Origin of the sequence: Mesorhizobium sp. Cs1299R1N1, from assembly GCF_037179655.1 — a bacterium.
Classification (GTDB): Bacteria; Pseudomonadota; Alphaproteobacteria; order Rhizobiales; family Rhizobiaceae; genus Mesorhizobium; species Mesorhizobium salmacidum.
In genome coordinates this window covers 441,001-453,659 of the sequence record NZ_JAPYKR010000003.1, presented here as the reverse complement: position 1 = coordinate 453,659, position 12,659 = coordinate 441,001, and the positions used below count along the sequence as shown (strand labels likewise).

The 12,659-nt window shown below is 63.3% G+C and carries 12 protein-coding genes; 2 read left to right on the top strand and 10 right to left on the bottom strand.

What is annotated here, in order from left to right; all coding sequences use genetic code 11:
• Positions 1-11: 11 nt before the first annotated feature.
• On the bottom strand, positions 12-917 hold the full coding sequence (locus tag O7A70_RS09110) for a S1C family serine protease (RefSeq protein ID WP_337140083.1): 906 nt from the start codon (positions 915-917) through the stop codon (positions 12-14).
• A 248-nt stretch (positions 918-1,165) separates the two neighbouring features.
• Here O7A70_RS09110 and yghU point away from each other — a divergent pair, with 248 nt between their 5' ends.
• Positions 1,166-2,032: a glutathione-dependent disulfide-bond oxidoreductase gene (gene yghU, locus O7A70_RS09105; protein ID WP_337140082.1), complete on the top strand. Its 867-nt coding sequence runs from the start codon at positions 1,166-1,168 to the stop codon at positions 2,030-2,032.
• A gap of 86 nt (positions 2,033-2,118) precedes the next feature.
• Here the strand turns inward: yghU and O7A70_RS09100 are convergent, their stop codons facing one another.
• Both O7A70_RS09100 and O7A70_RS09095 read right to left on the bottom strand, forming a co-directional pair.
• Positions 2,119-2,418: a DUF1236 domain-containing protein gene (locus tag O7A70_RS09100; RefSeq protein ID WP_140508581.1), complete on the bottom strand. Its 300-nt coding sequence runs from the start codon at positions 2,416-2,418 to the stop codon at positions 2,119-2,121.
• 553 nt (positions 2,419-2,971) lie between these two features.
• Positions 2,972-3,217, bottom strand: a complete 246-nt coding sequence (locus tag O7A70_RS09095; RefSeq protein ID WP_337140081.1) for an exopolysaccharide production repressor protein — start codon at positions 3,215-3,217, stop codon at positions 2,972-2,974.
• 214 nt (positions 3,218-3,431) lie between these two features.
• On the opposite strand from O7A70_RS09095, the gene O7A70_RS09090 reads away from it, so the two are divergent.
• Complete coding sequence (locus O7A70_RS09090) at positions 3,432-4,172, top strand: sulfotransferase family protein (protein WP_337140080.1); 741 nt, start codon at positions 3,432-3,434, stop codon at positions 4,170-4,172.
• Between the two features lie 621 nt (positions 4,173-4,793).
• On the opposite strand, the gene O7A70_RS09085 is transcribed toward O7A70_RS09090, so the two are convergent.
• From O7A70_RS09085 to ligD, 7 genes are all read right to left on the bottom strand, one after another.
• Positions 4,794-5,399 (bottom strand): mobile mystery protein B, encoded by a 606-nt coding sequence (locus tag O7A70_RS09085; RefSeq protein WP_337140079.1) that lies wholly within the window; start codon positions 5,397-5,399, stop codon positions 4,794-4,796.
• A complete protein-coding gene (locus O7A70_RS09080; protein ID WP_337140078.1) occupies positions 5,396-5,854 on the bottom strand; it encodes a mobile mystery protein A in 459 nt (152 codons plus the stop codon). Before O7A70_RS09080 ends, O7A70_RS09085 begins: the two co-directional genes overlap by 4 nt.
• A 308-nt stretch (positions 5,855-6,162) precedes the next feature.
• Positions 6,163-6,933 (bottom strand): exodeoxyribonuclease III, encoded by a 771-nt coding sequence (locus O7A70_RS09075; RefSeq protein WP_337140214.1) that lies wholly within the window; start codon positions 6,931-6,933, stop codon positions 6,163-6,165.
• A 5-nt stretch (positions 6,934-6,938) separates the two neighbouring features.
• Positions 6,939-7,583 carry an alpha/beta hydrolase family protein gene (locus O7A70_RS09070; protein ID WP_337140077.1) on the bottom strand — a complete coding sequence of 215 codons (645 nt, stop codon included), beginning with the start codon at positions 7,581-7,583 and terminating at the stop codon, positions 6,939-6,941.
• A 190-nt stretch (positions 7,584-7,773) separates the two neighbouring features.
• Positions 7,774-8,907 (bottom strand): tetratricopeptide repeat protein, encoded by a 1,134-nt coding sequence (locus O7A70_RS09065; protein ID WP_337140076.1) that lies wholly within the window; start codon positions 8,905-8,907, stop codon positions 7,774-7,776.
• On the bottom strand, positions 8,904-9,809 hold the full coding sequence (gene ku, locus O7A70_RS09060; RefSeq protein ID WP_337140074.1) for a non-homologous end joining protein Ku: 906 nt from the start codon (positions 9,807-9,809) through the stop codon (positions 8,904-8,906). Before ku ends, O7A70_RS09065 begins: the two co-directional genes overlap by 4 nt.
• Positions 9,810-10,078: 269 nt before the next feature.
• Positions 10,079-12,571, bottom strand: a complete 2,493-nt coding sequence (gene ligD / locus O7A70_RS09055; RefSeq protein WP_337140073.1) for a DNA ligase D — start codon at positions 12,569-12,571, stop codon at positions 10,079-10,081.
• Positions 12,572-12,659 lie beyond the last annotated feature (88 nt).

The window sequence follows — 12,659 nt, the reverse complement described above, 5'->3', positions numbered from 1 at the left end:
AAATGCCCGACCTACTGCAGCTGCGGCTTTTTCAGGAAACTGCCGCGGTCGGCGGACTTGACACGCAGCCAGGTCTCGCGGCCGTCGCGCACCACCCGCATCGGGATCTCGGCGCCGGCCGAGCCGCTTTCCCAAAGCTTGCGATAGAAATCGGCGAGCCCGTCGACCGCACCGTCGCGGACCTCGGAAATGACGTCGCCTTCGCGCAGGCCGGCCTTGGCCGCCGGGCCGCCCTCGGTCACGCTCATCACCACCACCTTGCCGTCGCTTTCGGCCGACAGCGCGCCGAGCCACGGGCGCGGCGGCTTGGCCACGTGGCCACGCGTCAGCAGGTCGTCGAGGATCGGCGGCAACAGGTCGATCGGCACCACCATGTTGATATCGGCAACCTCGCCGGCGCGGCTCATCTGCAAGCGCAGCGAACCGATCCCGAGCAGCGCGCCCTCGGCGTTGAACAATGGCGCGCCGCCCCAGGACGGATGCGCCGGCGCGATGAAGATCGCTTCGTCGAGCAGATACTCCCAATAGCCGGCGAATTCCTGCTTGGTGACGATCTTGGCCTCGACCGCCCGGCCGATGCCGTCGGCAAGCACCACCGCGTCGCCGATCCTGGCCTTGCCGGCATCACCCAGCGCCACGGCCGGCAGACCGGTCGGCGCCAGCGCCTGAACGAGGCCGAAGCCCGATTCCTGGTCGTAGGCGAGCGCGTGAGCGGGGATGACGCGGCCGTCATGCGAGGTCAGCCAGACCTCCTCCGCCTCTGTGATGAGATAGCCGATGGTCAGCACCAGCCCGTCATTGCGGATGACGACGCCGCTGCCTTCCCTGAGCGTGCCCAGTGCCCCGGCCGTGAAGGCATCCTCCGGAACGGTCGCCCGCACGGCAACGACGGAACGCGGATTGGGATTGATGGTCATGATTTTGTCCTGCGATGCGAATGCCTGGCGGCTTCTTCTATAGGTATGCCACGGGGGAGATGCTGCAAGGGGGTGAGAAACGGTGGCCATAGGGCAGGAAAAGCCAACTGCTTGGCTTTCGAATTTCGAACGCCCGGCAGGCGATGCGTCGCGCCCCGCATTGACAATAGTTCAACACAAGTTGAACTTCCCTCTCCGCAGCCCTAGCTATGGGTGACCTGCCATCCTCCCACGATACGAGAGCCGACATGACCGAATATACCCCGCCGAAAGTATGGACCTGGAACAAGGGCAATGGTGGCGCCTTTGCCAGTATCAACCGGCCGATCGCCGGACCGACGCATGACAAGGAACTGCCGGTCGGCAAGCACCCGCTGCAGCTTTATTCGCTGGCGACGCCAAACGGCGTCAAGGTGACGGTGATGCTCGAAGAACTCCTGGCGCTTGGCCACGAGGGCGCCGAATACGATGCATGGCTGATCCGCATCAACGATGGCGACCAGTTCGGCAGCGGCTTTGTCGAGGTCAATCCCAATTCCAAGATCCCGGCGCTGATGGACCACAGCGGCAAGTCCCCGGTGCGCGTCTTCGAATCCGGCTCGATCCTGGTCTATCTCGCCGAGAAATTCGGCGAATTCCTGCCGGCCGAGCAGCCGGCGCGGGCGGAAGTGCTATCCTGGCTGTTCTGGCAGATGGGCTCGGCCCCCTATCTCGGCGGCGGCTTTGGCCATTTCTACGCCTATGCACCGGAAAAGTTCGAATATGCCATCGACCGCTTCTCGATGGAGGTGAAGCGCCAGATGGACGTTCTCGACCGCCGTCTGGCCGAAACGGAATATCTTGGCGGCAAGGATTACACCATCGCCGACATGGCGGTATGGCCCTGGTACGGCGGGCTGGCGCTCGGCCGGCAGTATAATGATTCCGCCACCTTCCTGTCGGTGCACGAGTATAAAAACGTGCAGCGCTGGGCGAAGGCGATCGATCAACGCCCAGCGGTAAAGCGTGGCCGCATGGTCAACCGCGCCTTTGGCGAACCGGCCATGCAGCTGCATGAACGCCATGACGCCAGCGATTTCGACACCAGGACGCAGGACAGGCTCGCCGCCGAGTAGATTTGAGCACCTGGCCGGCGTCAAAACAAAAGCCCATCACCGGCGTTAAACCGGTGATGGGCTTTTTGCTTGATGCCTGAGACGGATCAGTGAAGAACTTCCACGATCTGACGGGTGTCGGGATCCACCAGCACGGTCTGATCATTGATCACCGCGACGCGATACCTGACGTTGGGAACTTCACGCAGTTCGACCTTGTCCGGCACCGAGGAGCCGAGCTTGAGTTCGACGCCCAGAAGGTTCACCGACGCCAGCGGCTCTCTCTTGATATATTCGCGAACGACCGTCTCCTGTTCCGGCTGGACCACGATGGTGTCCGCCAGAGCCGCGCCGACGCCGCCCAGCAGGACGATCGCAGCCGCAGCACTCGTAAGATAATGTTTCATGACAACCTCCGTGATTGGGCATTCGCTCCGCCTGAAGGGAAACTCTCACGCAAGTCGGAGGTTCCATATCTGCTTGTGAAATAAATGAGGCGCTTAACCAACAATATGCCACATTTCGCTACAAATATAAGTGAAGATATCAACACTAGCATGCTTCGCAGATCTAACAGAACTTCTTCTGGATTGCGGGAAAATCAAGGCATATCACCTTGCAAGGGCAAGAAATGGCGCCTCTTTCTAGGGCTATTCGCTCTGTACACCGCCTTGGCAACAGCTAACGTATAGCGAGGGGTGTCGTTCCCATGCTTTACCTCGCCTCCAAAAAAGGCCCGCCCCGCCGGGAGCAGGAGCGGACCTTCAACGGACCGGTGGAGGTGGCGCCTCACCGATCGAGGCAGGAAAACGCACGCACCGCGGCTTCGTTCCACCATGGCCGCCGCGATTTACCGGAAATGCGCCGCCAGCGAATTCCGCGCGATGCTGAATACGCTGGCCAGCAAGGCCCTGAGAGATTCTCCTGGGGCGGAGGGATAGCGAGCCGCGAAGCGCGCCCTTAATGCCGGACGCCGTCCCGGTGTAACGGCGGCACCGGGTTGACTGCATCCTGGCCCATCGTGGTGTCTTGCGCGCGCCTGTAGATCAGCCCCAGGACGAGCACGAAGTAGCCGACCTGCAGGACGACCAGGACCACCACTGTCCAGGCAAGCGCCTCCCAGAAGGAACCGGTAGCAATATAGGTCCAGACCGCGACAAGGATCGTGGTCGCCGACATTCCGACGAGAAATGGCCCAAAATACATCGACCTTCAAGATCGCCGAACCCGTCCCGGTCCGGGCGACTCCCTGCCCAAATCTCCGCATCGCGCACAGGCTTTCATTATTTTAGCAACTACGCAAGTACGCGATCTCCGGCTCGGCATCCCCTTAGAAATTTGTTGCACGGTGGCGCTGGCAGGAGCAGTTTGATGCTCACGGACCGCGGTAGTCGGGAAAAGAAGTCCGGGGGGATTGGGAATGACGCTTAAATTGATCGGGGCCGGTTTCGGCCGCACCGGCACATGGTCGACCTTTGCCGCGTTGAACAAGCTCGGCCTGCCCTGCTATCACATGCAGGAAGTGATCATGAACAAGGCCAACACAGGCCATCTCGATTTCTGGCGCAAGGTGGCCAACAGCCCGCCCGGTTCGCAGCAGGACTGGGGCAAGGTGTTCGCCAATTACACCGCCACGGTCGACAATCCAGGCTGCTGCGTGTGGCGCGAACTGATGGTGGCCTACCCCGATGCCAAGGTGCTGCTGACATTGCACCCACGCGGCGCCGAGGCGTGGTACGAAAGCACGATCGACACCATCTACTTCACCGAGAACCTGTGGCAGTTCAAGATTCTGGAATGGCTCACCCCGTTCGGCCGGAAGTTCGGCGACATGTCGCGCAAGCTCATCTGGGGCCGCACATTGGCCGGTGTCATGGGCGACCGGGATAGGGCGGTTGCCCGCTACAATGCCTATGTCGACGAAGTGAAGGCAGCCGTGCCGCCGGAAAAGCTGCTGGTGTTCAAGGTCAGTGAGGGCTGGGCCCCGCTCTGCCATTTTCTCGACGTGGCGCAGCCGAACGAACCCTTCCCAAACCTGAACGACCGCGAAACGATCAAGAAGATCATCCGCGACATCATCACGGGCTCCTATATCATGCTGGGACTGGCGGTGGCTGCCATCGCGGCGGTGATCGCGGCATTGTGGTGGTGGCTGGGCTGACGGCAAGCCCAAGCGCGCCTGCCTGCGTGGAGCGGGCCGAGTTTTCGCTCCCGAAACAAACGACCGACTGCCAGCTTTCGGTCGGGCAGGCTGACCAGCAGCTGCTCTCGCTGGAATTTTGCGCTTGCCTTCCCTGCCGGACGGGTCACCAGTTCATGGCCGTTCGACCAGGCTTTTCACCCTTCTCAACCCCGCTGCAAGGCCGCATGATTATATCTCGATTGGATGAAATAGCGGAACATCCAATGGACATTGCCGGAACCGAACAGGGCCCCTCGGACTTTTGCGCGCACCACCCAAGACCTTGGTCCTACAAGGGAAACCGGATGGTTCGATCCGCGACGCGCAGGCAACGCGCGCCGGTCGGTCCAGAGGCGCCGGCCCTTTGCCATCGCGCGTCATCGCCATGCCCGCAATGCCGCCTGATGATTGGCCGATTGTGCCCGGCTAGAATGCAGGGCCTTGCAGCCCCTGCCTATTCCGCTTTCGCGGAAGTTTCGGACGTCTGGGCGATGTGCGATAAAGTTGTCGCGGCGGTACGAGCCGCCCTGGTTGGCGCGGGCGCCGAGCACCCCAACAATGCGCCCCCCGTCCGCGTCGACCATGGCAAGCGCCTGGCTGTCACGGCTTTGCTGCCAGCCCGGCAAAAGCCAGCAATGGGCTGATGTCGTGTCGATCGGCTGCCTTCAACGCCGAAATATACGCCGCCCGTCTCTCGTTCATTTTCAACAGGTCAGCCCCATCCGCCCAATCGATCGGATCGACGCCGTACACCTTTTCGAGCATGGCGTCCGCCAGGATGCGGGCATGGCGGCCATTGCCGTTCGCGAACGGATGGATGAACACAATCCGGTGGTGAAGCCGCACGGCTGCCTCCACGGGCACATAGGTGCCACGATCCGCCCAATACAGCGCGTCGTCCAGCGCCTCCCGCAACTGCACCCCGATTTGCACCGGGTCCACGCCGATGTTCTTGCCGGTCGTCCTGAAAGCGCCCGCCCAGTGCCACACCTCCCCGAACAGCCGCCGGTGAAGCTCGACCGCAAAACCGTGAGTGAGAATGTCCTTCCTTCGCGTCCGGGATAGCCACAGCAGGCCGGACGCGATGTTGGACTGTTCCAGCTCGTCCAGTTCGGCCTGGGTCGTGATGTGCTTGTGCCTCAGTCCGCCAAGCTCGTTTGGGTCAAGCGGCGTCGCGCCCACCGGATAGTCAGGCGTAACCGTCATTTGTCCTGCCAGAAGTCGGACGGCATTTCATGCATCAGACCGCTTGCCAGGCGGCTCACTTCGCGCTCCGTCCGGTTGCCAGATACCGCCTGGTTTTCAAGCGCCATGTGTTTGCCGGCCGTGGCGACGATCGCCTGCGCCTTCTTGCGTGCCTGGGCGCCGATAATCGCCTCGATGCCGTCGGGTGGCACGAACGCGTAGACGAACCGGCATCCCATCGCCTCGGCCGTTGCCTGCATCGACTTCAAGGTGACGCCGCCCTGGAGTTCGGCTTGTTCGGCCTGGGCAATACGGGCGCGGGTAACGCCCATCCGCCCTGCGAGCTGGGCGCCGGACATGCCGAGCGCCTTTCGCACGGTGCGTATCCACCCTTCCGCGGGAAGCTGCAAATTGCCATCTTGGGCGAGATCCACCAAGGCCTGATACTGTTGGCGAACGGCCTGCTTCACGCTCATTGTAAACTCATGTATTGACATTAAATTGAAATGTGTAGATATTTACCTATACAAAATATCGCACAATGTCAACATTTACATTGACATGCCTGTCGAGGAACCGCAACATGATGCCCGGCGCAGGACGCGGCGGCGGATGCGCTTTGCGCAACAGCCGGATGACGACGACGGCAGCGCAATGATCGCGAGCGCCGCGACAAGGATTCCGATGAGGCCCGAGGTCACTCATGGCGGAGGGGCCTCGATGATGGCCGCTCGCCGTTGTCATGGGGAGTAACCAAAAGGATGATCAGCGGCCGGAAAGCCCCTCACCCCAGTTCCACCCAGACCGGCGCATGGTCGCTGGCGCCGTCCTGCCCGCGCACGTCGCGGTCTATGCCCGCTCCCTTCAGCCGGCGCACGAGCGTCTTCGACAGCAGGATATGATCGAGCCGCAGGCCGGCGTCGCGCTGCCAGCGGTTCCGGCGGTAATCCCAGAAGGTGTAGAGCGTCTCCTTCGGATATTTCTTGCGCAACGCATCGGTCCAGCCTTGTTCGAGCAGCGCGGCGAAGGCGGCGCGGCTTTGCGGCTGCACCAGCGCGTTGTCGTCATAGGAGCGGGTGGCGTAGATGTCGCGCGGCTCGGGCACGATGTTGTAGTCGCCGGCCAGCACGACAGGCAGTCCGGTGTCCAGCAGTTGTGCCGCATGCGCCTCCAGCCGCGCGTGCCAGGCGAGCTTGTAGGTGAATTTCGGCCCCGGCTGCGGATTGCCGTTCGGCGCATAGAGACAGGCGATAACGATGCCATTCACCGCCGCCTCGATATAGCGGCTCTGCCGGTCGGCATCATCGCCGGGCAAGGCATCGCGGGTCAGCACCGGCTCGGCACCGCGCGCGAGTATGGCGACGCCGTTCCAGGTCGGCTCGCCCTTCCACACCGCGCCGTAGCCGGCATCAGCAAGCGCGGTACGCGGAAACTGCGTGTCGCGCGCCTTCAATTCCTGCAGGCAGACGACATCGGGTCTTGCGGTGGCGAGCCACGCCAGCAGCTTGTCCAGCCGGCTGTTGATGTTGTTGATGTTGAAGGAGGCGATCTTCATCGGGATCAGGGGGCGATCCTGCCCACCCACGCCTTCACCGTCTCCGCCAGCGTCGCCAGATGATCCGCCGTGGAGAAGCCCGAAATGCTCTTGCGCGGCTTGAGATCATGGTCGCCGTCCTCCAGCCAGATCACTTCGATAGCATCGGAAAGACCGTAGGTCGCGACCTCTTCCTTCGTGCCGAACTCGTCGCGCGTCCCTTGAAAAATCAGCGTCGGCGTCTTCAGCCCGGCGAGATGTTTTGTCCGCAATTGCTCGGGCTTGCCAGGCGGATGGAAGGGATAGCCCAGGCAGACCAGCCCCGATATCTCGCCCTTGGAAAACATCTCGTCGGCGACCATGGAAGCGACGCGCCCGCCCATCGACTTGCCGCCGATGATGAGCTTGCCCGTCACGCCCTTTGCCCTGAGGTCCGCGATCGCCTTGATGTATTCCGGGTTCACCGTCTCGGCGCGCGGCGGCGGCTTGCGCTGGCCATAACGGCGCGCCGCCATGTAGTGGAATTCAAAGCGCGCGACCTGGAAGCCCACGGCGGCGAGTGCCTTGGCGGTAGCGGTCATCGAGGGCGAATCCATTGAGGCGCCGGCGCCATGCGCAAGCAGGATGGTCACGGGGGCGGTGTCGTGGCCATCGAAGAGGAAGGTGGTCATGGATACAGAACTCCCGTGGCTCGGCCTTGGTGACTCCTTCTCCCCTTGTGGGAGAAGGTGGATCGGCGCGTAGCGCCGAGACGGTTGAGGGGTGTTCCAGCGAAGTGAGACGTTGGCGTTCCCTGGAACACCCCTCATCCGACCTCGCTTCGCGAGGCCACCTCTCCCACAAGGGGAGGAGGAAAGACCCTCACCCCGCCGACTTTGCCAGCTGCATATCCACGAACTGCACGCCCCTGGCCGCCACTCCAGCCCATTCCGATGCCGCGTCGAGCTCCAGATACCGCACCCACAGCCGTCGCGCCTCAAGCAGATGGCCCGCGTCAAACTCCAGCCGCGCCAGGTTGAAGACAGGATCGGCATAATTCCTGTCGAGCCCGATCGCCTTCTGCAAATGCCTTCGCGCCGAGGCGTCGCGGCCTTGCTCGCTCATCAGGCCGGCGAGGTTGAACCAGGCCTCGACGAAGGCCGGGTCGAGTTTGATCGCCCTGGCATAATCGTGCGCGGCTTCCGCCACGCGCCCGGACCCGCGCAAACAGTTGGCGCGGTTGAAGGCGGCGATGGCGTCGGTCGGATCGATGGCGAGGCAGCGCTGGTAGAGTGCGGCGGCATCGTCATGGTCGCCGCCCTCCTCCGCCGCTTCCGCCTCGGCGAACAGATCTTCCAGCGTGTCGTCACCAATGGCGGCGGCTCCCAGATCGAACAGCAATTGCCCGTCGAGTTCGCTCTGGCCGCCTTCGAGATAGATGGCGTCGGGACGGCCATGCTGCGAGCCGACATTGAGCGACTTGGCGGTGAGCGAAGCGGCGGGGCCGGAGCGGTGGACTGAGCGCGCGATCGCGCCCCATGTGGCGCCGCCGGCGATCAGCCCGGCATATTTGCGTGCCAGGATCAGGTCGCGGAAGGAATAGGGCTCGCCATCATGCTCGAAGGCATCGAACAGGCTGAGCCGGTCGAGATCGGCGCCGGACAGCCTGGACTGGTCGATCAGCGATTGGCGCGACAGTGAGGGCGCCTCGGGCGCCTTCATCAGCCCGAGCAGCCGCAGGAAACCGTTCTCGCTCAAGAGAATGCGCCCGGCCCCGCGCTCGGCGCCGAGGCGGCGTTCGATCTCGCCGTCACTATTTTTGGTCAGTCCGGCCTTGGTCAGCCCGGCCTTGGCCAGCAAGGTCCGTCCGAACACGACATGGGTGGTACGCCTGGTGACGCCGCGCCTGAGCTGGCCGTGCTGGCGCTCCACCTCGCGCGCGGCGAGCCTGAGCGGAAACGCCGCCAGCGCGCCGATCGTACCAAAGACCGCACCCGGAACGGCCGGTGCCGTCATTTCTTGCTCTTGCCGACCGCCTTGAGCAGGTTGGCCTTGAGCGGATTTTCAGGCGCACCACCCGCTGCCGCCTTCTTGGCGGCGGGCTTGGCGGCCTCGTCGGCCTTGCTCTTCGACTTGGCCGGCGGCTTCGACTGCGACAGGCTGGCCTTCAGCGCATCCATCAGGTTGATGACATTGCCGCGTTCCGGTGCCGCCGCGATGATCGGCTTGTGGCCCTTCAGCTTCTCGCGGATCATCGTCATCAGCGCGACTTCGTAGCGGTCCTCGTAATTCTTCGGATCGAAGGTGGTTTCCTTCTGCTTGATCAGCGCTTCGGCAAGCTGCAGCATTTCAGGGTCAGGCTTGCCGGCCGGAATGTTGCCGAAATATTCAGCTGTGCCACGCACTTCGTTCGGGTTCCTCAACGTACACACGAACATGCCGTTCTCGCGCGCGCCGATCGTCACCACGCGCTCTCGGCTGGACAACACCAGCCGGGCGATGGCGAGCTTGCCGGATTTGCGCATCGCCTCGCGCAGCACGGCGAAGGTCTCTTCTGCCATCGCCCCGTCCGGCGCCATGTAATAGGGCGCGTCCTGGTAGATGACGTCGACCTCGTCCTCGTCGACGAAGGCCTCGATGTTCATCGTGTGATTGGATTCGATGCGCACCGCGTCAAGGTCGGCATCATCGATGATGATGTACTGCTTGTCCTCGTACTCATAGCCCTTGACCAGATCCGCGCGTTCGACGAGCCCCAGTTCAGGGTCGACCGGCTTCATGTTGATGCGGTTATGGGTCTTCTTGTGCAGCTGGTTGAACGAGATGCGTTCGCTGGCGCTGGTGGCGGGGTATAGCCGCACCGGACAGCTGACCAGACTGAGTTTGAGGTAACCTTTCCAACTTGCCCTGGGCGCCATGATGAACTCCTACGCGGCCACGCGCTGACAGTTACTTCGCAGCGCTTCGTCCGAAGGACGAACAAGGCTGCGCAAATCCTACACCGACCCGGCACAATAGCGGCAAATCCCTGACGAAATCTTCCCGCCGGTTTTCGAGGGTCACGGGCGGAGAATAATTCAAATTGTCGGAAGCGTCGATGGAATTGGTGTGGCGCTGGCCGTTAGCCTGGGCGGCCATGCCTTCGTTCCTACGGCGAAGCAAGGAGCGAAGCGACACGGCGAGGATCCTAGGAAAGGGAGGCGGGCAAATCCCGCGCGAACTCGTCAATCTCAGCCCACGGATCACCCGATGTCTCCAGCAACCCCGGCAGCGACGCGTAATTCAAATCCTGCGGCGCATCGATCGCCTCCAGATCGCTCCAGCTCACCGGCGTCGAGGCCGGCAGGTTGGTGCGGGCGCGCAGCGAATAAGGGGCGGCGGAGGTGTGGCCGCGCGCGTTGCGGTGATAGTCGATGAAGATGCGCCGCTTGCGGTTTTCCTTGCCCATGGTAGTGGTGAAGGTGTCTGGCGCGGTGGCCGTAAGATGCGTTGATATCGCGCTGGTCGCCTGGTGCAGCTTCTTCCAGTTCTGCTTGCCGGTCACCGGAACCGTGATGTGGATGCCGCTGCCGCCGGAAGTCTTTGCGAACGGCACCAGCCCCAGCCCCTCCAGCTCGCCCTTGATGTGGACGGCGGCCTCGACCACCTCGCGCCAGGAAATCCCCTCGCCCGGGTCGAGGTCGAAGACGATCTGATCGGGCTTGTCGAGGCTGGTGCGATGGGTGCCCCAGGTGTGGAACTCGACGACGCCGAACTGCGCCAGCGCCAGATAGCCCTTGGCGCCCTCGACCGAGAGATAGGACTTGGTCTCGCCCTCGGAATTGGTCGCCTGGAACGTCACCACCGAAGGCGGCATGCCGGTGAAGGCATGGCGCTGGAAGAAGCAGTCCTTGGGCAGGCCGGTCGGGCAGCGCACCAGCGACACCGGGCGGCCAAGGATGTGCGGCAGCATGAAGTCGCCGACCAGCGCGTAATAGACGGCGATGTCGAGCTTGGTCGGGCCGTTCTTGCCAAACAGCCGCCGCGTCGGGTTTGTCACCCAGATGGTGGCAAGGTCGGCTTCAGCGATCAGCCGCTTGCGTTTTGCCGACACCGGCGTCGACAGGCCGACGTCACGCAGACCGCGAAACACACCATGGCGCAGCGCATTGTCCGCGGTTCGGTTGGCAAAATGAATGCGCGCCGAAAACAGAGGCTTGACCCAGTGCATCTCGCGCATGATCTCGCGCGGCACACCTTCCGGCGGCGTCGCGCCTGACGTGAGCGGCTCCAGCCGGGCCAGCAGGTCGGCCGCGGTCGCGGCATCGAAGCCGGTGCCAACCTTGCCGCGATAGTGCAGTTCGCCGTCCACCCACTCGGCCATGCCGAGCGCGGCCAGCCCCTCGGCCGCGTCAGAAGTGGTGTAGCCGGCGATGACGAAATCGCCCTTTTCGAGCGCCTTGGTCTTGGTCCAGCTCTTGGTGCGGCCGCTCTGATAGATGGCGGTCGCGCGCTTGGAAACCACGCCCTCCAGGCCGAGTTCCGTCACCTGGTCGTAGAGCCCCTGCCCCGAACCTTCGACATGGTCGGAGAACTGGATGGCGGAGTTGGCGCCAAGCCCGCCAAGCAGTTCGGCCAGCAGCGCCTTGCGCCGGATGAGCGGCACTTTCATCAGGTCCCAGCCGTCGAGTTGCAGGAGATCGAAGGCGTAGAAGTGCAGCTTGCTGCCGGCGCCCGCCGCCAGCGCGTCCTGCAGCAGCGCAAAGCGGGAAATGCCCTTGGCGTCGAGCACGACGATCTCGCCGTCGATGATCGCCTCGCGGCACGGCAGCTTGGCGAACGCATGGGGAAGGTCGCCATAGCGCTTCGTCCAGTCGATGCCGCCACGGGTGATCAGCCGGACCTCCCCGTTGGAGACATGCGCCATGGTGCGGTAGCCGTCGAACTTGATCTCGTGCAACCAGAGCTCGTTGGTATTGTCGGCAAGGCTTTCGCCACCCGGCGGCTTCGGCACCTGCGTGGCCAGTTGCGGCTCGATACGGCTCAGTGCCGGCGCCTTGGCCGCGCCGGGCAGGTCGCCCGGCTTCAACGACCCAGGCTTTGGCGCGGACTTCGCGGCCGGCTTCGGCGGCGCCACCAGCTCCTCGATGCGCAGGCCGGATTTCACGCTTTCCGGTCGCGCTTCGAGGATGTTCAGCGCTGTGTCGGCGGCGAGGTCACGCTCCTTGAACAGCAGCCAGTTCTTCTTGTTCTCGTCTTCGCCGGGCTTGGGCTTCAGGCGCGTCAGCATCCAGCCGCCATTGAGCTTTTCGCCGGCCAGCCGGAACTTGAAGGCGCCGGTGCGCAGGCTTTTGTCGACGTCGTCCATCGGCGCCCAGATGCCGGTGTCCCAGACGATCATCGGCCCGCCGCCATATTCGCCTTCGGGGATGACGCCCTCGAAATCGATATATTCGAGCGGATGGTCCTCGGTCTCGACGGCCAGCCTTTTGTCGGCGGGGTTGAGCGAGGGCCCGCGCGGCACCGCCCAGCTTTTCAAGACATCGCCGACCTGCAGGCGCAGATCGTAGTGGTCCGCCGTCGCATGGTGCTTATGGATGACGAAGCGGTTGCCGTCGCCGGCCATCGACCCGCCCGCCGGCTCCGGCGTCTTCGAGAATTCGCGCTTGGCGCGATAGGTCTGGAGCTTGGCGGGCGGCATGTCAAAAGCCGAGCCTGGCGGAAATCAACAACCGCCTCGTTCCGTCGCGCCGTAGGGCGCTACGTTTGCACCATTCGCGATTTTTCAC

What these genes read in the sequence shown, in the direction of transcription:
- O7A70_RS09110 (WP_337140083.1), bottom strand. Translation starts at nt 917, where the DNA reads ATGACCATCAATCCCAATCCGCGTTCCGTCGTTGCCGTGCGGGCGACC.
- yghU (WP_337140082.1), top strand. Translation starts at nt 1,166, where the DNA reads ATGACCGAATATACCCCGCCGAAAGTATGGACCTGGAACAAGGGCAAT.
- O7A70_RS09100 (WP_140508581.1), bottom strand. Translation starts at nt 2,418, where the DNA reads ATGAAACATTATCTTACGAGTGCTGCGGCTGCGATCGTCCTGCTGGGC.
- O7A70_RS09095 (WP_337140081.1), bottom strand. Translation starts at nt 3,217, where the DNA reads ATGTATTTTGGGCCATTTCTCGTCGGAATGTCGGCGACCACGATCCTT.
- O7A70_RS09090 (WP_337140080.1), top strand. Translation starts at nt 3,432, where the DNA reads ATGACGCTTAAATTGATCGGGGCCGGTTTCGGCCGCACCGGCACATGG.
- O7A70_RS09085 (WP_337140079.1), bottom strand. Translation starts at nt 5,399, where the DNA reads ATGACGGTTACGCCTGACTATCCGGTGGGCGCGACGCCGCTTGACCCA.
- O7A70_RS09080 (WP_337140078.1), bottom strand. Translation starts at nt 5,854, where the DNA reads ATGAGCGTGAAGCAGGCCGTTCGCCAACAGTATCAGGCCTTGGTGGAT.
- O7A70_RS09075 (WP_337140214.1), bottom strand. Translation starts at nt 6,933, where the DNA reads ATGAAGATCGCCTCCTTCAACATCAACAACATCAACAGCCGGCTGGAC.
- O7A70_RS09070 (WP_337140077.1), bottom strand. Translation starts at nt 7,583, where the DNA reads ATGACCACCTTCCTCTTCGATGGCCACGACACCGCCCCCGTGACCATC.
- O7A70_RS09065 (WP_337140076.1), bottom strand. Translation starts at nt 8,907, where the DNA reads ATGACGGCACCGGCCGTTCCGGGTGCGGTCTTTGGTACGATCGGCGCG.
- ku (WP_337140074.1), bottom strand. Translation starts at nt 9,809, where the DNA reads ATGGCGCCCAGGGCAAGTTGGAAAGGTTACCTCAAACTCAGTCTGGTC.
- ligD (WP_337140073.1), bottom strand. Translation starts at nt 12,571, where the DNA reads ATGCCGCCCGCCAAGCTCCAGACCTATCGCGCCAAGCGCGAATTCTCG.